The sequence below is a fragment of the Massilia soli genome, from assembly GCF_016809835.1.
GTDB classification, from domain to species: domain Bacteria; phylum Pseudomonadota; class Gammaproteobacteria; order Burkholderiales; family Burkholderiaceae_D; genus Telluria_A; species Telluria_A soli.
In genome coordinates, this window is sequence record NZ_JAFBIL020000003.1 from 274,410 (window position 1) to 295,772 (window position 21,363).

At 61.4% G+C, this 21,363-nt stretch carries 21 protein-coding genes and 2 tRNA genes; 10 read left to right on the forward strand and 13 right to left on the reverse strand.

The features are described from left to right. Positions 1–14: 14 nt before the first annotated feature. A complete protein-coding gene (locus tag I4X03_RS08770) occupies positions 15–590 on the reverse strand; it encodes an NUDIX hydrolase (RefSeq protein ID WP_223467841.1) in 576 nt (191 codons plus the stop codon). Between the two features lie 80 nt (positions 591–670). On the opposite strand from I4X03_RS08770, the gene I4X03_RS08775 reads away from it, so the two are divergent. Continuing rightward, entirely contained in the window at positions 671–1,426 is a 756-nt protein-coding gene (locus tag I4X03_RS08775; protein WP_223467842.1) for a DeoR/GlpR family DNA-binding transcription regulator, read from the forward strand. Positions 1,427–1,479: 53 nt separating this feature from the next. Here I4X03_RS08775 and I4X03_RS08780 read toward each other — a convergent pair whose 3' ends face one another. The 4 genes from I4X03_RS08780 to I4X03_RS08795 all read right to left on the reverse strand — a co-directional run bounded on the left by I4X03_RS08780 (position 1,480) and on the right by I4X03_RS08795 (position 2,746). Further along, positions 1,480–2,031 carry a phasin family protein gene (locus tag I4X03_RS08780; protein ID WP_223467843.1) on the reverse strand — a complete coding sequence of 184 codons (552 nt, stop codon included), beginning with the start codon at positions 2,029–2,031 and terminating at the stop codon, positions 1,480–1,482. Between the two features lie 68 nt (positions 2,032–2,099). Further along, positions 2,100–2,306, reverse strand: a complete 207-nt coding sequence (locus I4X03_RS08785; protein ID WP_223467844.1) for a hypothetical protein — start codon at positions 2,304–2,306, stop codon at positions 2,100–2,102. A gap of 162 nt (positions 2,307–2,468) precedes the next feature. After that, a tRNA-Leu gene (locus I4X03_RS08790) sits at positions 2,469–2,553 on the reverse strand. 108 nt (positions 2,554–2,661) lie between these two features. Further along, a tRNA-Leu gene (locus I4X03_RS08795) sits at positions 2,662–2,746 on the reverse strand. Positions 2,747–3,082: 336 nt separating this feature from the next. On the opposite strand from I4X03_RS08795, the gene rnr reads away from it, so the two are divergent. The 4 genes from rnr (at position 3,083) to I4X03_RS08815 (ending at position 7,982) form a co-directional block, all read left to right on the forward strand. After that, positions 3,083–5,557, forward strand: a complete 2,475-nt coding sequence (gene rnr, locus I4X03_RS08800; protein WP_223467845.1) for a ribonuclease R — start codon at positions 3,083–3,085, stop codon at positions 5,555–5,557. Positions 5,558–5,563: 6 nt separating this feature from the next. Next, positions 5,564–6,307 (forward strand): 23S rRNA (guanosine(2251)-2'-O)-methyltransferase RlmB, encoded by a 744-nt coding sequence (gene rlmB / locus I4X03_RS08805; RefSeq protein ID WP_223467846.1) that lies wholly within the window; start codon positions 5,564–5,566, stop codon positions 6,305–6,307. Positions 6,308–6,504: 197 nt separating this feature from the next. Beyond that, positions 6,505–7,290 (forward strand): serine O-acetyltransferase, encoded by a 786-nt coding sequence (cysE, locus tag I4X03_RS08810; protein WP_223467847.1) that lies wholly within the window; start codon positions 6,505–6,507, stop codon positions 7,288–7,290. Between the two features lie 8 nt (positions 7,291–7,298). Next, positions 7,299–7,982, forward strand: coding sequence for a YceH family protein (locus tag I4X03_RS08815; protein ID WP_223467848.1), 684 nt, complete (start codon positions 7,299–7,301; stop codon positions 7,980–7,982). A gap of 222 nt (positions 7,983–8,204) precedes the next feature. Here I4X03_RS08815 and I4X03_RS08820 read toward each other — a convergent pair whose 3' ends face one another. From I4X03_RS08820 to I4X03_RS08835, 4 genes are all read right to left on the reverse strand, one after another. Continuing rightward, entirely contained in the window at positions 8,205–9,176 is a 972-nt protein-coding gene (locus I4X03_RS08820; protein ID WP_223467849.1) for a hypothetical protein, read from the reverse strand. Beyond that, positions 9,173–10,030, reverse strand: coding sequence for an ABC transporter ATP-binding protein (locus tag I4X03_RS08825; RefSeq protein ID WP_223467850.1), 858 nt, complete (start codon positions 10,028–10,030; stop codon positions 9,173–9,175). The genes I4X03_RS08820 and I4X03_RS08825 overlap by 4 nt, the downstream gene beginning before the upstream one ends. Next, on the reverse strand, positions 10,027–10,395 hold the full coding sequence (locus I4X03_RS08830; RefSeq protein WP_223467851.1) for a GntR family transcriptional regulator: 369 nt from the start codon (positions 10,393–10,395) through the stop codon (positions 10,027–10,029). Before I4X03_RS08830 ends, I4X03_RS08825 begins: the two co-directional genes overlap by 4 nt. 183 nt (positions 10,396–10,578) lie before the next feature. Further along, on the reverse strand, positions 10,579–11,628 hold the full coding sequence (locus tag I4X03_RS08835) for an ABC transporter ATP-binding protein (protein ID WP_223467852.1): 1,050 nt from the start codon (positions 11,626–11,628) through the stop codon (positions 10,579–10,581). Between the two features lie 79 nt (positions 11,629–11,707). Here I4X03_RS08835 and I4X03_RS08840 point away from each other — a divergent pair, with 79 nt between their 5' ends. Then, positions 11,708–13,354 carry an ABC transporter permease gene (locus I4X03_RS08840; protein ID WP_223467853.1) on the forward strand — a complete coding sequence of 549 codons (1,647 nt, stop codon included), beginning with the start codon at positions 11,708–11,710 and terminating at the stop codon, positions 13,352–13,354. A gap of 97 nt (positions 13,355–13,451) precedes the next feature. Here I4X03_RS08840 and I4X03_RS08845 read toward each other — a convergent pair whose 3' ends face one another. The 4 genes from I4X03_RS08845 to I4X03_RS08860 form a co-directional block, all read right to left on the reverse strand. Then, positions 13,452–14,471, reverse strand: coding sequence for a Fe(3+) ABC transporter substrate-binding protein (locus I4X03_RS08845; protein WP_370660496.1), 1,020 nt, complete (start codon positions 14,469–14,471; stop codon positions 13,452–13,454). 79 nt (positions 14,472–14,550) lie between these two features. Then, complete coding sequence (locus tag I4X03_RS08850) at positions 14,551–15,309, reverse strand: UDP-2,3-diacylglucosamine diphosphatase (protein WP_370660497.1); 759 nt, start codon at positions 15,307–15,309, stop codon at positions 14,551–14,553. 35 nt (positions 15,310–15,344) lie between these two features. Continuing rightward, positions 15,345–15,833, reverse strand: coding sequence for a peptidylprolyl isomerase (locus I4X03_RS08855; RefSeq protein ID WP_223467855.1), 489 nt, complete (start codon positions 15,831–15,833; stop codon positions 15,345–15,347). 50 nt (positions 15,834–15,883) lie between these two features. Beyond that, positions 15,884–16,483: a peptidylprolyl isomerase gene (locus I4X03_RS08860; protein WP_370660498.1), complete on the reverse strand. Its 600-nt coding sequence runs from the start codon at positions 16,481–16,483 to the stop codon at positions 15,884–15,886. A 283-nt stretch (positions 16,484–16,766) separates the two neighbouring features. Between I4X03_RS08860 and cysS the strand changes: the two genes are divergently transcribed. Genes cysS through tilS form a run of 4 tightly spaced genes read left to right on the forward strand, consistent with a single transcriptional unit; the run spans position 16,767 to position 21,260 of the window. Further along, positions 16,767–18,164: a cysteine--tRNA ligase gene (gene cysS / locus I4X03_RS08865; protein ID WP_223467856.1), complete on the forward strand. Its 1,398-nt coding sequence runs from the start codon at positions 16,767–16,769 to the stop codon at positions 18,162–18,164. Then, a complete protein-coding gene (locus I4X03_RS08870; RefSeq protein WP_223468110.1) occupies positions 18,164–18,823 on the forward strand; it encodes a DNA-3-methyladenine glycosylase family protein in 660 nt (219 codons plus the stop codon). Before cysS ends, I4X03_RS08870 begins: the two co-directional genes overlap by 1 nt. A 56-nt stretch (positions 18,824–18,879) precedes the next feature. Continuing rightward, positions 18,880–19,857 carry an acetyl-CoA carboxylase carboxyltransferase subunit alpha gene (locus tag I4X03_RS08875; protein WP_223467857.1) on the forward strand — a complete coding sequence of 326 codons (978 nt, stop codon included), beginning with the start codon at positions 18,880–18,882 and terminating at the stop codon, positions 19,855–19,857. Further along, complete coding sequence (gene tilS / locus I4X03_RS08880) at positions 19,854–21,260, forward strand: tRNA lysidine(34) synthetase TilS (protein WP_223467858.1); 1,407 nt, start codon at positions 19,854–19,856, stop codon at positions 21,258–21,260. The genes I4X03_RS08875 and tilS overlap by 4 nt, the downstream gene beginning before the upstream one ends. The last annotated feature ends 103 nt before the right edge of the window (positions 21,261–21,363 follow it).

Consider the following 21,363-nt stretch of genomic DNA (forward strand, 5'->3'; position numbering starts at 1 on the left):
ACTACACAACGATATTAGCGCATCAAATGCAGTTGCAGGTACTGCAGCAGCATGATCGTTTTGCCGTCGGCGATCTCGCCGCTGGCGACCATCGCGATGGCCTGGTCGAAGCCTAGTTCGAGCACTTCGATGTCTTCGCCTTCTTCGATCAGGCCGCCGCCATCGCCGGTACGGTCGCCTGGCTGGTAGGCGCCGATGAAGAAGTGAATCCGCTCGGTGACTGAGCCAGGGCTCATGAAGGCGTCGTAGATTTTTTTGACCGCGTTGACGCGGTAGCCGGTTTCCTCTTCCGCTTCAAGCCGGATGCGTTCCTCGGGGCTGGCGTTGTCAAGCAGGCCGGCCGCGGCCTCGATCAGGAAACCGCTATGGCCATTGACGTGGGCGGGAATGCGGAACTGGCGCGTCAGCACCACGGTGCGCTGTTCGAGGTTGTAGAGGAGGATGGTGGCGCCGTTGCCGCGGTCGTAGACTTCACGCGTTTGCGCCTGCCAGCTGCCGTCGCGGCGGCGCAGGTCGAAGCTGAAGCGCTTCAGCACGTACCAGTTGTCGGACAATAGTTTTTCTTCGGTGATGCGGACACGGTCATTCATCGGGTTTCCTTTGACTTGGCATTTTTCAGGATATCGTGCAAAATCGTGCATGGTCAAGAAAATACGTGCAGAGGATTGAGATGCTCACCAGTAAACGTAAAGCGTTTTTGATGGATGCACTGCGGCGCGACGGCCAGCTCGTGGCCAAGACCCTGTGCGCGGAACTAGCGGTATCGGAAGACACGATTCGGCGCGACTTGCGCGAAATGGCGCGCGATGGGCTGCTGGTGCGCGTCCACGGCGGCGCATTGCCGCTGTCGCCCGCGCTGGGCGATTTTGCCGCGCGCAGCCTGATTGCGCCAAGCGACAAGGTTGCGATCGGGCGTGCTGCAGCGCGGTTAGTGCAGCCAGGGCAGGTTGTGTTCATCGATGGCGGGACCACGTCGGCGCAGGTGGTGCGGCACCTGCCCGCGGACCTGAAAGCGACGATCGTCACCCATAGCCCATCGATCGCCGTTGAGCTGGTCGCCCATCCGAACATCGAGGTGATCATGCTGGGCGGGCGCCTGTTCAGGCATTCGGTCGTCGGCGTCGGCGCGGCCACGATTGAAGCGATCGGAAAGGTACGCGCCGACCTGTACCTGATGGGAGTAAGCAGCGTGCACCCGAAGGCCGGTTTATCGACCGGCGATTTTGAAGAGGCATGCGTGAAGCGTGCGCTATGCCATGCGGCGGCTGAAACGATCGTGCTTGCGTCGCCTGAAAAGCTGGCCACGGCGTCGCCGTATCAGATCGTGGAGCTCGGTGAAATCGGTGGCATTGTCGCGCTCGCGTCTACCGCGGCAGCGCTGACCGCACCTTATAAAAAGATGGGCATTACGGTTTATCCTGCGTGAGGCGCAAGAGTGCAGGGCGGCCAGGAACGGCCGGCCCTGCGTGATTCATCGGCCTATGCCTGTTTGCCGGCCTTGGCCGAGCTGACCTGGGCGGTCGCCTTGGCGATTTCCTGCTCGACGGTCTTTACCGCTTCGCGCGTGGCCTTGGTCACTTCTTCGTAGCCTTTGAAGGCGTTATCGATTGCGGCCTTGACGACGTCGACCGCGTTTTCCGAGCCCGGCTTGACGTTTTTGGTTACATCGTAGATCAGCGCCGACAGCGTATTTTTCGCTTCTGCCATGTGATGGTCGGCCGCCTCGGTGAACTCCTTGTGGATGTCTTCGATGATGACCTTCAGCTGTTCGCCGTAGGCGACGGCGCCGCCCATGGCCGGCTGGACTTGGGAAGCTGCCGCATCCATTGCCGCTTTCGGGTCTTTGGCCTCGCTCATATCCTTGCCTGCAGCCATGGAGCCTTGGACCGAGTTCTTTGCGGTAGCCATATTAAGCGCGATGACCTGCTCAACGCCATCGACCGCTTTGCTGGTCAGCGCGTTAAAGGTGTTCATCTGGAGTTCGAAAAGCGTCTTGGTGGCGGATGCAAATTGTTCGGGATTCGTAAACATTAACTTCTCCTCGGTGGATTGATTGCGGCGGGACGACGACTTTCTGATTCTCCAATACGTATTTTGTATTATTTACCGGCGACTAACTTTGTGCAATGGCTGTCACGATACGGCCCGGTAGCCTTTTCCCAGCCCGCGCCGAGCGGTGTCTGCGAACAAGCCAGCTTGCCGTCGAGCTTGCTACGCCACTGAAACCATGACGCAGGCGCAGCCATGGACGCGGCAGCCAGGCTGGCGATCACGAGGGTTAGACAGAGGCGAATGGTGGTTTTCATGTTGCTGAGCATAGCCTGTCTGTGATTCAAGTCAAGCGTACCGCACAAAGTGCCTGGTGCGCGTTATCCGGAATCGGGACGCGCAACGCAAAACGCCGACATCCTTTTGCAAAGATGACGGCGTTTTGCGGCATACAAATTCGGAATATACATCCGGTAGAGTGGTGCCCACGGAGGGACTCGAACCCCCACACCTTGCGGCACATGGACCTGAACCATGCGCGTCTACCAATTCCGCCACGTGGGCACTGATACTACGACTTCAACAACAGCATTTTATTGACCGCCAAACTAAAACGCCGTAATCCGATGATCACGGCGCAAGAGCAAGACTACGGAAACACATCCGGTAGAGTGGTGCCCACGGAGGGACTCGAACCCCCACACCTTGCGGCACATGGACCTGAACCATGCGCGTCTACCAATTCCGCCACGTGGGCACTGCTGCTGCTTTCGGCGTTGCCGCCGAGTTGTGCTATCATACTAGGCTTTGCAGTTTTGCGCCAGATTAACTTTCGTTATCGCCGCGCCGCTTCCGCCTGATACTCCTGCTGCTCTTCGCTTGCAACGTTGCCGTCGCCGCGAAAGACCAAAATTATAGGCGGAACAATTTGAAATGTCAAAGCTCATGCACGGTATTTTTCCAGCACGCTTCGTTAGGCGAATCGCCTAGCCTTCCGTTACACTACGCATATCACCGTGTCAATATATTCACCGTGTCGGCAACTACTGCGCATGCTGCGCCGGTGCCGCCAAAAATAATTACAGAAAACGATTTGAACCAACCTACACACACCATTCCTAGCCGCGAGGAAATTCTCGGCATCTTCCGTTCCGCAGTTGTCGCGCTCGACGTCGAGTCGATCGCCAGCATGCTTGAGGTAAAGTCCTCCGCGATCGGCGTGCTCACGCGCCGCCTTAACGCGATGGAACGCGACGGCCAGATCCGCTCATCAAGCGATGGCACCTACGAGCTGGCAGACCAGTCCAGTTTCATCAGCGGCAAGGTCAGCGCGCACCGCGACGGCTTCGGCTTCGTGATCCCTGACGCGCCCGGCGAAGACCTGTTCCTGAACGATAAAGAAATGCAGAAGGTCCTGCACGGCGACAAAGTGCTGGCGAAAGTCACCGGCACCGATCGCCGCGGCCGCCTCGAAGGCACCATCGTCGAAGTCGTCACCCGCGCCAATACCCACGTCATCGGCCGCCTACTCAAGGAAAACGATACCTGGATCGTCGCGCCGGAAGACAAGCGCATCGGCCAGGACATCCTGGTGTCCGGCTCGCCAGGCAAGGCCAAGTCCGGGCAGGTCGTCAGCGTCGAACTGCTCGAGCAGCCAGCGCGCTTCAAGCAGCCAGTCGGCCGCATCGTCGAAGTGCTCGGCGAGCTTGACGACCCTGGCATGGAAATCGAAATCGCCGTGCGCAAGTTCGGCGTGCCGCACATCTTCTCGCCAGCGGCGCTGAAGCAGGCCAACAAGCTGCCATCCGAAGTGCGCGACGCCGACCTGGCCGACCGTGTCGACCTGCGCGACGTGCCGATGGTGACTATCGACGGCGAAGACGCACGCGACTTCGATGACGCGGTCTACTGCGAACCTGTCCAGCTGGGCAAAGAAAACGGCTTCCGCCTGATCGTCGCGATCGCCGACGTGAGCCATTACGTCAAGCCGAACGATTCGCTCGATGTCGACGCGCTCGAGCGCAGCACTTCGGTGTACTTCCCGCGCCGCGTGATCCCGATGCTGCCAGAGAAGCTGTCGAACGGCCTGTGCTCGCTGAATCCGGCAGTCGACCGCCTGACGCTGGTCTGCGACGCGGTCATCTCGGCCAAGGGCGACATCCAGGCTTACCAGTTCTATCCGGCTGTCATCCACTCCGCTGCGCGCCTGACTTACAACGAAGTGGCCGACATCCTCGGTAATACGGCGGGCCCTGAAGCGGCGCGCCGTCCGGCCATCGTGCCGCACCTGCTGAACCTGAACGACGTGTTCCACGCGCTGCTCAAGGCGCGCACAGTGCGCGGCGCGATCGATTTCGAGACCACCGAAACCTACATCGTCTGCAATTCGCTCGGCAAGATCGAGAAGATCATCCCGCGCACCCGCAACGATGCGCACCGCCTGATCGAAGAGTGCATGCTGGCGGCGAACGTCTGCGCGGCAGACCTGCTGGAGCGCCACAAGCATCCGGGCACCTACCGCATCCACGCCTCGCCGACCAAAGAAAAGCTGACCCAGGTCCGCACCTTCCTCAAGCAGGTTGGCCTGAACCTGAACGGCGGCGACAAGCCGACCGCCAACGACTACGCCGAACTGATGAAGCAGGTGAAGACGCGCCCGGACGCGCCGCTGCTGCAAACCATGCTGCTGCGCTCCATGCAGCAAGCGGTCTACAGCCCGGACAACATCGGCCACTTCGGCCTGGCGTATGAGGCGTATGCCCACTTCACCAGCCCGATCCGCCGCTACCCGGACTTGCTGACGCACCGCGCCATCAAGGCCATCCTGCTCGGCAAAAAGTACGAGCCGAAGGGTATCGAGCTCGCTGGCCTGAACACCAACGTGTCGAACGCCACGCGCAAGCAGCAGGCCAAAGACAAGGCGGCAGGCACGCAGAAAAAAGAAAAAGACCTGACCATCTGGGATGCACTGGGCGTTCACTGCTCGGCCAACGAACGCCGCGCCGACGAAGCCTCGCGCGACGTCGAGGCATGGCTCAAGTGCTTCTTCATCAAGGACAAGCTGGGCGAGGAATTCACCGGCGTTGTCGCGGGCGTGACCACCTTCGGCATCTTCGTGCAGCTCGACCAGCTGTACGTCGAAGGCCTGGTGCACATCACCGAACTCGGTGGCGACTACTTCCAGTACGACGAAGCGCGCCATGAGTTGCGCGGCGAACGTACCGGCAAGCGTTTCCAGCTGACCGACCGCGTTACCGTCAAGGTGGCACGCGTCGACCTCGAAGCACGCAAGATCGACCTGGTGCTGGCAGGTTCCAGCGCGACCGAAGACACCGGCGCCGGCAAGCCGAAGAGCGCCGCGCACAAGGCGCTCGACGCCAAGCCGGCCAAGTCGCGCAAGCAGGGCGGCGACAACTCGGCGCGCTACCAGAAGATCGAAGCAGAAGAACCAGAACCGGCGCCAGCCCGTCCAAAGAAGCGCGCGAAGGATGCGGCTCCTGCGGCAAACAAGGCGGCGCCGCGTCCGGCAAAAAAAGCAGCATCCAAAACTAGCAATAAGAAGCGATAACAAGAAATGAAAAACAAAATGATTTTCGGGTTCCATGCGGTGACCTCACGTTTGCGTCATGAGGCTTCATCGGTGGAAGAGATCTTTGTCGATGCGACGCGTAATGACCGCCGCATGCACGACCTGATCGCCGGCGCCAAGGCGGCCGGCGTGCGCGTGATGCCGGTTGATTCGGCACGCCTCGACAAGATCGTCGGAACCCGCCGCCACCAGGGCGTGATCGCGTTCGCCAGCCAGCTGGCCCTCGCGCGCAACCTGGACGAACTGCTCGATGCCATCGAAGGCCCGCCGCTGCTGCTGATCCTCGACGGCATTACCGACCCGCACAACCTGGGAGCCTGCCTGCGCGTTGCCGACGGCGTCGGCGCGCACGCTGTCATCGTACCGAAGGACCGCGCGGTCGGCCTGAACGCCACCGCCGCCAAAGTCGCCAGCGGCGCTGCCGAAACCGTGCCGTACATCACCGTGACCAACCTCGCACGCACCATGCGCGAGCTGAAGGAACGTGACATCTTGCTGATCGGCACGTCCGACGATGCGGACAAGGGCTTGTACGAGGCGGATTTCAGCGGACCTGCGGCGCTGGTGATGGGCTCGGAAGGCGAGGGCATGCGCCGCCTGACGCGCGAGACCTGCGACGTCTTGATCAGCATTCCAATGTTTGGTTCGGTCGAAAGCCTGAACGTGTCGGTGGCGTCGGGTGTCTGCCTGTACGAAGCGCGCCGCCAGCGGATTGCCAAAGAGGGCTAACCACCGCATTCACAACCGTCGTTCCCGCGAAAGCGGGAACCTATAGGACTAACGATATGCCGCTAACGGTGGCATCGCTGATCCGGCATAGGTTGCCGCGGGGCCGCCGAGGCCTGCGCGGGAATGACGGCCCTTGCTTCTCCGCACGAAAAATCCCCCCAGCCATTCTTGACCCCTCGTAAGCAAGCATGGAGCGAATGCGCTACCATGACTGTATCGCAACTGTTTCCTCCCATCCCAGTCCTATGTTTTCCAAGCTCCGCGACGATATCAAGAGCATCATCGAACGTGACCCCGCAGCACGCAATGCTTGGGAAGTGATCACTTGTTATCCGGGTTTCCAGGCCATCATGATGCACGGCTGGGCGCACGCCTTCTGGCGCGCCAACCTCAAGTGGCTGGGCCGCTTTACCTCCTACCTCGCACGCATCATCACCGGCATTGAAATCCACCCCGGCGCCACCATCGGCCGCCGCGTGTTCATCGACCACGGCTTCGGCGTGGTGATCGGCGAGACCGCCGTCATCGGCGACGACTGCACCATTTACCAGGGCGTCACGCTGGGCGGCACCTCGCTCAACAGTGGCACCAAGCGCCATCCGACGCTGGAACGCGGCGTGATCATTGGCGCAGGCGCCAAGGTGCTCGGCTCGTTCACCGTGGGCGAATACGCCAAGGTCGGATCGAACGCCGTCGTTATCAAGCCGGTGCCTCCCGGCGCCACCGCCGTCGGCAACCCGGCGCACATCGTGCGCAAGGACGCCGATGCGCGCAGCGCGACCATGTTCTCGGCCTACGGCGTCACGCCAAATGGCGACGACCCGCTCTCCAAGGCCCTGCACGGCCTGATTAACCACGCGGCACGCCAGGACGACCTGATGGAGCGCATGATGGCGACCCTGAAGGCGGCCGGTATCGCCTGCCCACAGATGCCCGAGTGTGATAAATTGGATTCGGCAGAGTTGAACAAACTGGTCGAATAAGGACATCGATGACTATTGAAGAATCAACTGGCGGCGCCGACAGCGCTGCCGAGCTGGATCCGTTCGAGATCCGCGTCCTCGCGGTGCTGGCTGAAAAAGAAGCGCTCACGCCCGATAACTATCCAATGTCGCTCAACGCGCTGACCAACGGCTGCAACCAGCTGTCCAGCCGCGATCCGGTGATGCACCTGTCCGATGAAACCGTGGCCGAAGTGCTGCAACGGCTCATGCAGCGCAAGTACGTCAACGGCATCACGCAAGCCGGCGCCCGTGTGACCAAGTACGAGCACCGCATGCGCATCAAATGGACGCTGGAGCAGGACAAGCTGGCGGTGCTGACCATCCTGATGCTGCGCGGTCCGCAGACCGCCGGCGAAATCCGCACCCGAAGCGGCCGTATCCACGAATTCAAATCGGTTGCCGAGGTCGAATCGGCGCTGCAGTTCCTGATCGATAAATACCCGCCGGTCGTCGCGCGCCTCGCGCTGGCGCCAGGCACCAAGGAGCCGCGCTACGGCCAGCTGCTGGGCGGTGAAGCCGCGCTGGCGCGCGAGGAGTCTGCATTCGGCGCGGTCTCGGCGCCGTCATCTGGCGGCCGCACCGCGCAGCTTGAGCAGGAAGTGGCCGCCTTGCGCAGCGAGGTGGACGAGTTGAAGGCGCAGTTCGAGAACTTCAAACGCCAGTTCGAATAAAAAACGCCCCGCCAGAAATGCGCGGGGCGTTTTTGCAGGCACGTCGTTCCCGCCAAGGCGGGAACCTATACTGCAGCCGTCCAGAGGAGAGCTGGTGGTCTTGGCCAATACGGACTGGGTATGGGTTCCCGCTTGCGCGGGAACGACGGGTGGCGGTGGATTGTCTTTTCACGCCGGCAACCGAGAATCATGTCCGCCACATGGCTCGCCGGACTTTGACCCTTAGCCTTCGTCCTTCCAGCGGCGCAGGCGCATCGCGGCAAAGATCATCAGGCCGCCGGCAATTGCGCCAACCCAGACGCTAGGCGCTGCCAGTGTCATCCACGACTGTGCAAACACGTTGCCGAAGTCCATCGCACGGCCGTTGGTCAACAGCGCCGGGTGGACCTGTTCGAAGCCGAACCATGCGCCAGGCAGCAGGCCAAGCAGGCCGCGGGCGACGACGTTCTGAATGAACCAGTCGACGTTCATCTCCGAGCCAACCAGCTGTTCAGCCCACTTGACGATCAGGATCATGATGACCGGCGTACCGACCGCCCACAGGAACACCTTCGACTTCGCCCATGCCGACACCATCAGCAGCCAGCCGACTGTCGGCAGCGCCCACAGCGCGTACACTGGCAGCAGGCCAAGGATCTGCAGTGGGCCAAGGTAGACCTGCGACGACGTCAGTACCGCGCCGGCTATGTTGACCCCGTTGAAACCCATGATGGCACAGGTAATCAGCAGGATCAGAATTGACGCGAACGTCGCAACCGCGATGGTGATCACTGGCGCCACCAGCAGGGCAGTGGCAACCTTGGACAACACGGTCTGCTGGTCCGACACCGGCAGCGACTTCCAGAACAGGATGCTGCGGTCGCGGCGTTCTTCGAACATCGCGTTCAGGCAGTAGAAGAAGATGACCACGCTGAGCATGATGTACAGCGGCGCCGCTGCGGCCAGGTAACCAGTCGTCATGGCGTTGACGAACATTTCCTGGTCCTGCGGCGCCAAGGTGTTGAAGGCCATCGTCATGTTCGCGTCGCGGCCGTTGATGGTGATCGTGCCGCCAAATTTGCCCATGCTGATCGCGTAGACGATCGAGCCGCCGATAAACAAGACAATCGCGCTTGCCACCACGATCGGCGCCCAGAAGATCGCGCCCTTATGTTCCCAGAACTCGCGCTGGACCAGCCATTTCATCGTTTTCATGCGTAGCTTCCTTTCATCGTCGCTACGAACAGGTCCGCGACGCTTGGGTTTCTTGTTTCACCGAGTGCGGCAAGCTGGTGGCGCGGTACGCCGTCAAACAGCATCACCGACTTGCCGAACACCGTGCGCTGGTCGATCGGCTGCAGCGCGTTGGCCGCATTGAGCTTGTCGCCCGGTACCATCACTTCGGTATAGCGCTCGCCGACTTCGTCCATCGATGCCGCCAGCACGATCTTGCCTTCGCGGATGAACATCAGGTCGGTCAGGATGTGCTCGACTTCTTCGACCTGGTGAGTCGTGATGACGATGGTCTTGTTCTCGTCGAAGTAGTCTTCCAGCAGGTTCTGGTAGAACTGCTTGCGGTACATGATGTCGAGGCCAAGGGTTGGCTCGTCGAGCACCAGCAGCTTGGCGTCGATCGCCATCACCAGCGCCAGGTGCAGCTGGACGATCATCCCCTTCGACATCGCCTTGACCTTCATGTCCGGCGTCAGCTTGGTCGCGGCGATATAGCGTTCTGCCTTTCCGCGGTTGAAACGCGGATGCACGCCTTCGACGAAGTCGATCGCTTCCTTCACACGCAGCCACTTCGGCAGGATTGCCACGTCGGCGATAAAACACACGTCCTGCATCAGTTCATCGCGCTGGGTGCGCGGGTCGAAACCGAGTACCGACAACTGGCCTTCAAACGGCACCAGTCCCAGCGCCGCTTTCAGCGTGGTGGTCTTGCCCGAGCCGTTAGGGCCGATCAGGCCAACGATGCGGCCGGCCGGGATGTCGAAGTCGATATTGTCGACCGCCACCCGCTTGCCGTAACGCTTGGTCATGCCGCGTGCGGAAATCACGGCGTTCATGCCGAACCTCCCGGTGCCGCAGGGCGCAGCAGTTGCTCGAGGTTCAGGCCAAGGCGGCGGATGCGCTCAACCATGGCCGGCCATTCTTCGCTCAGGAAGCGTTCGCGTTCGCTTGCCAGCAGTTTTTCACTAGCTCCTTCGGTAACGTACATGCCAATTCCCCTTCTTTTTTCTACTAGGTTATCGTCCACCAGTTCCTGGTACGCCTTCGAAACGGTGATTGGGTTGAGCTGGTATTCCGCGGCGATCTGTCGTACCGAGGGCAGTGCGTCGCCGGCTTTGAGAACGCCGTCGAGCATCATGCCGACGACCCGCTCCTTGAGCTGGCGGTAAATGGGGGTGTTGTCATTCCAGCCGATAGTCATCGCCGACTCTCCTTGGTGGGTTTGTTTGGTGAACCATCATTCCTCCGGTGCTGAGGTGTTGTGATTAAGTGGTGTTGTAGTGAACTATAACACCAAGAAAAACGTTGTCAACTTATTTTTGAACGCAGAAGCGAAGGGGGCGAAGATCGGCGGGTGCGCTTACGCTGACCCGCCGGATTGAATTTAATCCAGCGGCGGAGCCGGAAACGCGACGACGTGATCAATATCGAGCCGAATGCCGATCTGCTCGCCAATCGCGTGATTGTGATGGCTCGGCACCAGCGACAGCAGCAGTTCGCCGCTCGGCAGCTTGAGTGTGTACATAAACTCGGCCCCGCGGAACGCCTTGGCCACCACCTCGGCCTGCTGTTCGCTTGCATCGTCATGCACCACGTCGTCCGGGCGCAGCAGTACCTTCACCATCGCGCCCACTTCGGCAGTGCCGGTATCGGACGGCAGCACGCCGAGTTCGACCTGGATCTGCCCCGGCTCGACAATGGTCCCCGGCAGGAACACCCCCTGGCCCACGAAGTCCGCCACGAAGCGGTTCACCGGCCAGTGATACAGCTCGTACGGCGCGTCCCACTGTTGGATCCGGCCCTCGTACATCACGCCAATCTGGTCGGCAAGCGCAAACGCCTCGTGCTGGTCGTGCGTGACCAGGATGGCGGTGGTGCCTTCGGCCTTCAAAATGTCGCGCACCTCGATCGCCAGGCGCTCGCGCAGATCGACATCGAGGTTCGAGAACGGCTCGTCAAGCAGCAGCAAGCGCGGGCGCGGCGCCAGCGCACGGGCCAGCGCCACGCGCTGCTGCTGGCCGCCTGAGAGCTCATGCGGGTACTTTTGATCCTGCCCCGCCAGGCCGACCGTTTCAAGCAGTTCCGCCACGCGCGCACTGCTGGCGTCCGCGCCCAGATCGCGCAGGCCAAAGCCGATGTTGGCCGCCACGCTCAGGTGCGGGAACAGCGCGTAGTCCTGGAACACCATGCCGATGCGGCGCTGCTCGGCCGGCACATGGTGGGTGGCGCTGCCAATCAGGCCGCCGGCCAGGAAAATCTCGCCCGCGCCGACATGTTCGAATCCCGCGATACAGCGCAGCACGGTGGTCTTGCCGCAGCCCGACGGCCCCAGCAGGCAGCCGATCTCGCCCGGCTCCAGCTGGAACGACAGGCGGTCGACGACCACGTGGGCGCCGTGCGCGTACGAGATGTCCTTTAGTTCGAGTAGGGGCATGGCTGGTCCGAAGTTGATGAGTAATCAATTATAATTCTCATTTTCGGGATTGACCTTGCAAACACCTCGGCTTTTCAACATGAAGCGTCACATGCGGCGCGGTTTCCCGGCGCTGGTTGTCGCCGCCATGCTGGTTGCCGCGCTGATCGCGGTGCCTATCCTGAGCGTTACCGCCAACCTGCTGCTGGCAGGCGCCGGCGATACGTGGAGCCACCTGGCGTCCACGGTCCTTCCCGATTACATCCTCAATACCCTGATCCTGTGCGTCGGCGTCGGCATTGGTGTCGTCGTCGTGGGCGTGTCGACTGCGTGGCTGGTCAGCATCCATGATTTCCCGGGCCGCCGCATCTTCGAGTGGGCGCTGGTGCTGCCGCTGGCGGTGCCCGCGTACGTCATGGCCTACGCCTACACCGACCTGCTGCAGTTTGTCGGCCCGGTGCAGACATGGTTGCGCGAGACCTTTGACCTGAGCCCGGGCCAGTACTGGTTCCCCGATATCCGCACCGTTGGCGGCGCCTGCGTGGTGTTCGTGTTCGTGCTGTATCCGTACGTGTACCTGCTGGCGCGCGCTGCGTTCCTGGAGCGCGCCAGCGGCATGCTCGAAGTAGGGCGCTCGCTCGGACTTGGGCCGTGGGCCAACTTCTTTCGCGTGTCGCTGCCGCTGGCGCGGCCGGCGATTGCCGCCGGCGCCGCGCTGGCGCTGATGGAAACGCTCGCCGACTTTGGCGCGGTCACCTATTTCGGCGTGCCGACCTTCACCAGCGGGATCTATCGCGCGTGGTTCTCGCTGGGCGACCGGGTCGCCGCGGCGCAGCTGGCGGCGCTGCTGCTCGGGTTTGTCGCGCTGGTGCTGTTCCTCGAACGGCTGTCGCGCGGGCGCGCACGCTTTCATAACACCACCGGGCGCAACCGGCCGATGCCTGGGTATCGCCTGCATGGCATGAAGGCGCTCGGAGCGGTGCTTGTGTGCCTGCTGCCGTTGATGCTCGGGTTCCTGGTCCCGGGCGGGACCTTGCTGCATATGGCGCTGTCTGAGGGCGACGCGCAGTTTGGCGAGCGCTTCATCCAGCTGTCGCGTAACAGCTTCGTGCTGGCGGCGGTGACGGCGTTTGCGGCGGTGGTGGTGGCGGTGCTGCTGGCGTACGCCGCGCGCCTGACCGGTACGCTGCTGCCGAAGGCAATCAACCGGTTTGTCGGGCTGGGGTACGCGGTGCCGGGTTCGGTGATCGCGGTGGGGATCTTGATTCCGGTGACGCGGCTCGACGTATGGCTCTCGAGCCAGGTGCAGGCATGGACCGGCTACGCGCCGGGATTGCTGCTGACCGGCGGGATCGGGGCGCTGGTGTACGCGTACCTGGTGCGCTTCCTGGCGGTGTCGCTGCAGACGGTGGAAACCAGCCTGGCCAAGATTACGCCGACGATGGATGATGCGTCACGCTCGCTCGGCTTTGGGCACGCGGCCACGCTGCGCAAGGTTCATTTGCCACTGCTGCGGGGCAGCCTGCTGACGGCGGGGCTGCTGGTGTTTGTGGATGTGATGAAGGAACTGCCAGCCACCTTGGTAATGAGGCCGTTTAATTTCGATACGCTGGCGACGCAGGCGTTCACCTTGGCGTCGGATGAGCGCTTGACGGAGGCGTCGACCGCGGCGCTGGCGATTGTGGTCGTTGGCGTGCTGCCGTTGATTTTGATGTCGTGGCAAATCGCGCGTAGCAGAAGGACGTAGGGCGGATAAGCAACGGCTCGGCGCCCCCGCACATCCGCGTGCCAGCGTCAACGTGACGCACGCACGCGGATGCGCTTTCGCTTATCCGCCCTACGTGTTACTTCCAGCCGGCGCGGTCGAACATCTTTTGCACCGCTGCCTGGTTTTTCGCCAGCTTGCCAACGTGGATCGTGTCAGCCTTGAACGCGCCCATCGCTTCCAGGCCAGGGTTCTTGACCTTGACGCTGGCGACAACCGGCCACTCGTTATTCCCGTCGGCGAAGTAGACCTGGGCCTGGTCCGATGTCAGGTACTCCAGGAACTTGATCGCGTTTTCCTTGTGCGGCGCGTGCTTTAAAATGCCGCCGCCCGAGACGTTGACATGCGCGCCTTGAGCCTTCTGGTTCGGCCACACCACGCCGAAGTTCGCGACGATCTTCTTATCTTCAGGCTTATCCGAGCGCATCATGCGCGCCACGTAGTAGCTGTTGGCCAGCGCGACGCCGCATTCGCCAGCTGCGACCGATTTGATCTGGTCGGTGTCGCCGCCTTTTGGCGAGCGCGCGAAATTGGCGACCAGGCCCTTGGCCCAGGCTTCGGTTTTCTCTGCGCCGATGTGTTCGACCAGCGCAGCGCCGAGCGACAGGTTGTACGGGTGCGAGCCGGAACGCACGCAGACTTTGCCCTTGAGCTTAGGGTTGGCCAGGTCTTCGTAGTTCTGCACGTCGGCCGGATTCACGCTCGCCTTGTTGTAGACGATGACGCGCGCACGCGTCGAGAACGCGATCCAGTCTTCGGTGCGAAGGTGTGCCGGCACGCGCGCTTCGATGGTTTTCGATTTCCATGGCGCGAACAGCTGCAGTTCGTCGGCCTTTGCCAGGCGCGCCGCGTCAACGGTGATGAAGATGTCGGCAGGGCTGTTGGCGCCTTCGGTCTTGATGCGCTCAAGCAGTTCGTTTTCGCCCGCTTCGATGCGGTTGATCTTGATGCCGGTTTGTTTGGTGAAGTTCGCGTACAGCGCTTCGTCAGTTTGATAGTGGCGAGCCGAGTACAGGTTGACTTCGTTTTGCTGCGCGAAGGCGGAACTGGCGCTGGCCGCGAAGAGGGCGGCGATGGCGCTGAGACGGAACATGGTCATGGCGAATCCTGGCTGATGAAGTAACGAAACCAGAATGATAAATGATAATCGTTATCATCGCACGCGTTCTTGAACGCGCTTAAGCCAGGGGTTTGCCGTCCAGTCCGTGACGCGTGATTGCGCCGTCATTGTCGATCGATATCCAGCCGCCGCGCGGCGGAGCGGCGTCCACTTCCCAGTCCGGCAGCACGTAGCGGCGGCGCGCGCCTTGCCGGTGCAGGGCGGGGCGGTGGGTGTGGCCGTGGATGATGATGTCGCTGCCGGTCCGCGTAAACAGGTCGCTCACCGCGTCGGGCGTGACGTCCATGATCTCGTATGACTTGGTGCCATGCGCTTCGCGGCTGCCTTCGCGCAGGCCGGCGATGATGGCCTTGCGCTGCGCCAGCGGCATCGCCAGGAACTGCTGCTGCCACGTAGGCTGGCGCACCTGGGCGCGGAATTCCATGTATTTGATGTCAGCCGTGCATTCGGCGTCGCCATGCACGAGCGTGACCTGCTGGCCGCCGATGTTGGTCACGTGCGGTTCGGCCAGCAGGGTCAGGCCGGCAGCGTGGGCAAACTGTTGTCCGACCAGGAAGTCGCGGTTACCGGCGATCCAGTAGACCGCCACGCCGGCATCGCTGACGGTGCGCAGGGCGTGAATGATTGATTGGTGAAACGGGGCGTCGAGGTCGTCGTCGCCGGCCCAGTACTCGAACAGGTCGCCGAGCAGGTACAGGGCTTGCGAGCCCATCGCACGCTCGGCCAGGAAGCGCTGGAATGCTTCGGCGTTATGCGGGTGCGAGGGCTGCAGGTGCAGGTCTGAGATAAACAGCGCAAGCGTGCGGGGCATTGTCATCGTGACGATACCCGAATCAAATGCCCGAGCGTCATTTAGATGACTTCGACGCTTTCGATGATCACTGGCTCAGCAGGCACGTCCGAAAACATGCCGCTGCGGCCGGTCTTGACCTTCTTGATTGCGTCGACAACTTCCTTGCCTTCGGTAACTTTGCCGAAGACGGCGTAGCCCCAGCCGTCCTGGCCTGGATAGTCGAGGAAGGTATTGTTGGTGACGTTGATGAAGAACTGCGCCGATGCCGAGTGCGGGTCCGAGGTGCGGGCCATCGCCAGCGTGTAGGCGTCGTTCTTGAGGCCGTTCTTGGCTTCGTTCTCGACGGTCTGGTCGGCTGGCTTTTGCTTCATGCCTGGCTCGAAACCGCCGCCCTGGATCATGAAGTTGCCGATGACACGGTGGAAGATCGTGTTGTTGTAGTGACCCTTGTTGGCGTAGTCGAGGAAGTTGGCAACCGACTTCGGTGCTTTTTCTGCGTCGAGCTCGACGGTGATGTTGCCCATGTTGGTCTTGATCAGTACGGCCATGATATTTTTCCTGTCAGTTAAATTTATTATTCGGTGAATGCGCTGAGGCGTTATTTTACAGCTTTGACGACTTTGACCGATTCAATAACCACCGGAATCACCGGAACGTTCTCGAAGCCTGGCTTGTCGTCCACCAGCACGCCCTTGATCTTGTCGACCACTTCCTGGCCTTTGACGACCTTGCCGAACACAGCGTAACCATTGCCGTCAGCGCCCGGGTAGTCGAGCGGCGTATTGTCGGCCACGTTGATGAAGAACTGCGAGGTTGCCGAATTCGGGTTGTCGGCGCGCGCCATGGCCACGGTATAGGTCAGGTTCGACAGGCCGTTCTTCGATTCGAGCGGAATCGCGTTCTTGGTGCGCTTTGGCTGCAGCTTGGTGTCATAGCCCCCACCCTGGATCATGAAGCCGTCGATCACACGGTGGAAGATGGTGCCTTTATAGAAGCCGCTTTTCACATAGCCGAGGAAGTTGGCGACCGATTTCGGCGCTTTTTCCTGGTCCAGTTCAAGCACGATCTCGCCCATGGTGGTCTTGATCGACACCTGCGGCGCGCTTGCCGCCAGTGCGGCGCCCGCGAGGGTCATCCCGGCGCAAAACATGGCAAGGCGCGACAGCAGGGGCGTACGGAACATCAGCGTTTTTTGCATTTTGTTTTCCTTCAGTTGAGGGGCGGGCTGCAGCCGCGCATGTGGGCTGTCAAGCCTTTCGCAGAAAAATAAACCTGCCGCGGTTGGGGCCAGCCGGTATTTTATCAATGCTATACTTTGCGCAGAACGTCCCATTCTATCAAGAAGAACAATACAGAGGGTACCGACGATCTCGACGCAAGCCACGTTTGACCGGCGCACGCCCATGCGGTGACTGCGCCCGGTTTCGTTATTGCCCGGGCGCTTGGCACTCTCGACAAACAGCACGATAAAGCAAAGTCCGATGAGCCAATTAAAGATCTATAACACGCTGGCGCGTGACAAGCAGACTTTCATCCCGATCGAGGCCGGTAAGGTCAACATGTACGTATGCGGCATGACGGTCTATGATTACTGCCACATCGGGCACGCGCGGATGATGATGGCGTTCGACGTGATTTATCGCTGGCTCGAGGCGTCCGGCTATGACGTCAAGTACGTTCGCAACGTCACCGACATCGACGACAAGATCATCAAGCGCGCGGTGGAAAACGGCGAATCGATCACCCAGCTGGTAGCGCGCTTCGAAAAATTCATGGACGAAGACACGACCGCGCTCGGCATCCTGCCGCCAAGCGTGATCCCGCACGCGACCGACTACGTGCCGCAAATGCTCGGCATTATCGAACTGCTCGAACAAAAGGGCCTGGCCTACCAGGGCGAGGACGGCGACGTCAATTACGCCGTCCGCAATTTCCCTGGCTACGGCAAGCTGTCGGGCAAATCGCTCGACGACCTGCGCGCCGGCGAACGCGTCGACGTCAATACAGGCAAGCGCGATCCGCTCGATTTCGTGCTGTGGAAGTCGTCGAAAGAATCCGAACCGGACGAAGTAAAGTGGCCGTCGAAGTGGGGCAGCGGCCGTCCGGGTTGGCATATCGAATGCTCGGCGATGTCGTGCGCGACGCTCGGCCAGCATTTCGACATTCATGGCGGCGGCGCCGATTTGCAGTTCCCGCACCATGAAAACGAGATCGCCCAATCGGAAGGCGCGTTCGGCCAGCCCATGACCAATTACTGGATCCATAACGGCTTTGTGCGCGTCGATAACGAGAAGATGTCCAAGTCGCTTGGTAACTTTTTTACGATCCGCGACGTCCTGAAAAAGTACGATGCCGAAGTGGTGCGCTTCTTTATCCTGCGCGCGCATTACCGCAGCCCGCTCAATTATTCCGACGCCCACCTCGACGACGCGCGCATGGCATTAACCCGCCTGTACACCGCGCTGTCCGATGTCGACATCGGCTCGGGCGAATGCACGGTCGACTGGAACGAGGCGCACGCGGTGCGGTTCCGCGATGCGATGGATGACGATTTCAATACCCCGCTCGCCGTCGCAGCCCTGTTCGACCTGGCATCTGAAGTCAACCGGACCAAGTCGCCGGTGCACGCACGCCAGTTCAAGGCGCTCGCTGGCGTCATCGGCCTGCTCGGCCGCACCGCGCAGCAATTCCTGCAATCTGGCGTGCTTGATGCGGGCGGCTTTGACGAAGCCACCATTGGCGCGCTGATCGAACAGCGCGCCGCTGCCAAGAAGGCCCGCAACTTTGCCGAGTCCGACAAGATCCGCGCTGACTTGCTGGCGGCCGGCATCGTCCTCGAAGACAAGCCTGACGGCACCACCAATTGGCGCCGTGCATGATGGCGCTACATAAGGACACGGCGGGCACGACCTCGCTGATTCTCGAGGTGCCGTCGTACTGGGAAGAGGCGAAAGCCGAGCTCATGAAGCGCGACCGCATCATGAAGAAACTGATTCCCCAGTTTGGCGACCTGCACCTGGTCGGCCACGGCGATCCGTTCACCACGCTGGCGCGCTCGGTCGTTGGCCAGCAGGTCACCGCCAAGGCGGCCGACGCGGCGTGGAACAAGCTGCTGATCGTTTGCCCGAAGATCACCCCCGCGCAAGTGATCAAGGCCGGCGCCGAGCAGCTGTCCGCCTGCGGCCTGTCCAAGCGCAAGACCGAATACATCCTCGACCTGGCCGACCATTTCAAGGCCAAGCGCGTGCACGCGAACCAGTGGGACCAGATGGAAGACGAGGCCGTCATCGCCGAACTGGTCCAGATTCGCGGCATCGGGCGCTGGACAGCGGAGATGTTCTTGATATTTAATCTGCTCCGGCCAAATGTCCTGCCGCTCGACGACCCCGGTTTAATTCAGGGAATCAGCCAGAATTATTTCTCGGGCGAACCAGTATCCCGCAGCGATGCGCGCGAGGTATCGGCCAATTGGGAGCCATGGCGGACCGTTGCTACGTGGTATTTATGGCGTAGTTTGGATCCTGTTCCGGTAGAATAGCGAAAATTCGGCCGCCCGGCTTATTGGCGTCGGCCTGGAAATAACACGGAGTAATAATGACTAAAACAACCTTCCTCAATTTTGAACAGCCAATCGCAGAGCTCGATTCAAAGATTGAAGAGCTGCGCTTCGTCCAGGACGACTCGGCCGTCGACATCTCCGAAGAGATCGACCGCCTGGCCAAAAAGAGCCAGCAGCTGACCAAAGACATCTACGCCAAGCTCACGCCATGGCAGGTGTCGCAGATCGCCCGCCACCCGCAACGTCCATACACGATGGACTACGTGAACGAGATCTTCACCGACTTCCACGAATTGCACGGCGACCGCACCTACGCGGACGACCTGTCGATCGTCGGCGGCCTGGCGCGCTTCAACGGCCAGGCATGCATGGTCATCGGTCACCAGAAAGGCCGCGACACCAAAGAGCGCGCACTGCGCAACTTCGGCATGCCGAAGCCGGAAGGCTATCGCAAGGCGATGCGCCTGATGAAGGTCGCGGAAAAATTCGGCCTGCCGATCTTTACCTTCGTTGACACCCCGGGCGCATTCCCAGGCATCGACGCCGAAGAGCGCGGCCAGTCCGAAGCAATCGGCCACAACCTGTACGTGATGGCGGAGCTCAAAGTGCCGCTGATCGCCACCATCATCGGCGAAGGCGGCTCCGGCGGCGCGCTGGCGATTGCGGTCGGCGACAATGTGCTGATGCTGCAATACGCAACCTACTCGGTGATCTCGCCGGAAGGCTGCGCATCGATCCTGTGGAAAACGTCCGAGCGCGCTTCCGACGCCGCCGACGCACTGGGCCTGACGGCGCACCGCCTCAAGGCCATGGGCCTGATCGACAAGATCGTCAGCGAGCCGCTCGGTGGCGCGCACCGCGATCCTAAGCAAATGGGCGTGCTGCTCAAGCGCGCGCTGGCCGATTCGCTGCGCCAGTTCCATGGCATGAAAACCAAGGACCTGATCGAAGCCCGCCATCAGAAGCTGATGAGCTACGGCAAATTCAAAGAAACGACGCCGGCAGAAGAGTGAGTCGGCAGCAAAGCGGGACACTCCCGGCAACATTCGCGCGGGCGCTTGATGCGCTGCGCGCGGATGTGGCTCCCACCTCCATCGCAATCGCCTACAGTGGCGGCCTCGATTCGTCGGCGCTGCTGCATCTGGCGGCCGCCTACGCGCGCGAGCACGAGATTGCGCTACATGCCTTCCACGTTCACCACGGCATCAGCGACAACGCCGATGCCTGGCTGGCGCATTGCGAGCGTACCTGCGCCGCGCTCGGCGTGCAGTTCGCGGCACGCCGCGTCACACTGACAAAAACCAAATCCGGGGTTGAAGCCGCGGCCCGCAAGTTGCGCTACGCCGCGCTGGGCGACATGGCGCGCGAACACGGCGTGCGCCTGATGCTGACGGCGCACCACCTCGACGACCAGGCCGAAACGGTCTTGCTGCAGCTGCTGCGCGGTTCCGGCACAGCGGGCTTGTCAGGCATGGACAGCGCGAACGCCGCGCCTGAACTGCTCGGCAATGCAGACCTCGTGATGGCGCGCCCGCTGCTGCCGGTCTCGCGCACCGAGCTCGAGGCGTACGTTGCTGCCAACGCCGTTAGCTACGTCGAGGACGAATCCAACACCCATCCACGCTACGCGCGCAACGCACTGCGGCACCAGGTCATGCCTGCGCTCGCGCAGGCGTTCCCAGGATACCAGGAGCGCTTTGCACGCAGCGCGGCGCACAATCAGTCAGCCCAGCGCCTGTTGAACGAACTGGCCGTGCAAGACCTGGCGCAGTGCCTTGACGGCGATTCGATCGACGTGGCCAAGCTGCGCACGATGAGCCAGGACCGCGCCTACAACATGCTGCGCCATTGGTTCCACACGCGCGCGCTGCGTATGCCATCAACCGCATGGCTGGCCGAGATGGTGACGCAGCTGGTTGAGGCGCGCCACGACGCGCAGCTGCTTGTTACGCACCCTGACTGCCAGATCCGCCGCCATCGCGATCGCCTGCACATCACGCCAAAGCTGGCCGATTTGGCTGGCATGCGCGACCCTGACGATGAAGGCATCTTCTTCAAGGCAGGGCACTCGTTCAGTTGGAGCGGCGAAGCGCAGATGGCGTTCCCCGACTATGGCGGCACGGTGCATTTTGACGACGCGGACGAGGGGTTCGATGCAGAATGGCTGCGCGCCCAGAAGTTGATGATCGATTTCCGCAAAGGCGGCGAGCGCCTCAAGCCGGCGCACAACCGGCCGACGCGCGGACTCAAGTACCACTATCAGGCATGCAACGTGCCGGCGTGGGAGCGCGGACGCCTGCCGATTGTGTTCGCAGGCCGCGAGCTGCTGTTTGCCGCCGGCATTGGCATGGACTGCCATCACATCCAGCAAGGGCCGGGAAAGCGGATCAAGCTGCGTTGGCAGTCGTCCGAATAAACGTTATTTGGATATAACGATATTCCAGTTTGTTATAGGAATATTCGCCTTATGACTTGAGATTTTGCAGCGCAACATGTAGAGTAAAGATCTTCATTTCTAC

Excerpts from the sequence above, each read along its gene's own strand:
- I4X03_RS08855 (WP_223467855.1), bottom strand. The coding sequence starts at position 15,833 with ATGGCCGTACTGATCAAGACCAACATGGGCAACATCACCGTCGAGCTC.
- I4X03_RS08860 (WP_370660498.1), bottom strand. The coding sequence starts at position 16,483 with ATGCAAAAAACGCTGATGTTCCGTACGCCCCTGCTGTCGCGCCTTGCC.
- I4X03_RS08825 (WP_223467850.1), bottom strand. The coding sequence starts at position 10,030 with ATGAACGCCGTGATTTCCGCACGCGGCATGACCAAGCGTTACGGCAAG.
- I4X03_RS08840 (WP_223467853.1), top strand. The coding sequence starts at position 11,708 with ATGAAGCGTCACATGCGGCGCGGTTTCCCGGCGCTGGTTGTCGCCGCC.
- I4X03_RS08875 (WP_223467857.1), top strand. The coding sequence starts at position 18,880 with ATGACTAAAACAACCTTCCTCAATTTTGAACAGCCAATCGCAGAGCTC.
- I4X03_RS08845 (WP_370660496.1), bottom strand. The coding sequence starts at position 14,471 with ATGACCATGTTCCGTCTCAGCGCCATCGCCGCCCTCTTCGCGGCCAGC.
- rlmB (WP_223467846.1), top strand. The coding sequence starts at position 5,564 with ATGAAAAACAAAATGATTTTCGGGTTCCATGCGGTGACCTCACGTTTG.
- I4X03_RS08835 (WP_223467852.1), bottom strand. The coding sequence starts at position 11,628 with ATGCCCCTACTCGAACTAAAGGACATCTCGTACGCGCACGGCGCCCAC.
- I4X03_RS08785 (WP_223467844.1), bottom strand. The coding sequence starts at position 2,306 with ATGAAAACCACCATTCGCCTCTGTCTAACCCTCGTGATCGCCAGCCTG.
- I4X03_RS08820 (WP_223467849.1), bottom strand. The coding sequence starts at position 9,176 with ATGAAAACGATGAAATGGCTGGTCCAGCGCGAGTTCTGGGAACATAAG.
- I4X03_RS08830 (WP_223467851.1), bottom strand. The coding sequence starts at position 10,395 with ATGACTATCGGCTGGAATGACAACACCCCCATTTACCGCCAGCTCAAG.
- I4X03_RS08850 (WP_370660497.1), bottom strand. The coding sequence starts at position 15,309 with ATGACAATGCCCCGCACGCTTGCGCTGTTTATCTCAGACCTGCACCTG.
- I4X03_RS08870 (WP_223468110.1), top strand. The coding sequence starts at position 18,164 with ATGGCGCTACATAAGGACACGGCGGGCACGACCTCGCTGATTCTCGAG.
- I4X03_RS08770 (WP_223467841.1), bottom strand. The coding sequence starts at position 590 with ATGAATGACCGTGTCCGCATCACCGAAGAAAAACTATTGTCCGACAAC.
- cysE (WP_223467847.1), top strand. The coding sequence starts at position 6,505 with ATGCGCTACCATGACTGTATCGCAACTGTTTCCTCCCATCCCAGTCCT.
- I4X03_RS08815 (WP_223467848.1), top strand. The coding sequence starts at position 7,299 with ATGACTATTGAAGAATCAACTGGCGGCGCCGACAGCGCTGCCGAGCTG.
- I4X03_RS08775 (WP_223467842.1), top strand. The coding sequence starts at position 671 with ATGCTCACCAGTAAACGTAAAGCGTTTTTGATGGATGCACTGCGGCGC.
- I4X03_RS08780 (WP_223467843.1), bottom strand. The coding sequence starts at position 2,031 with ATGTTTACGAATCCCGAACAATTTGCATCCGCCACCAAGACGCTTTTC.
- cysS (WP_223467856.1), top strand. The coding sequence starts at position 16,767 with ATGAGCCAATTAAAGATCTATAACACGCTGGCGCGTGACAAGCAGACT.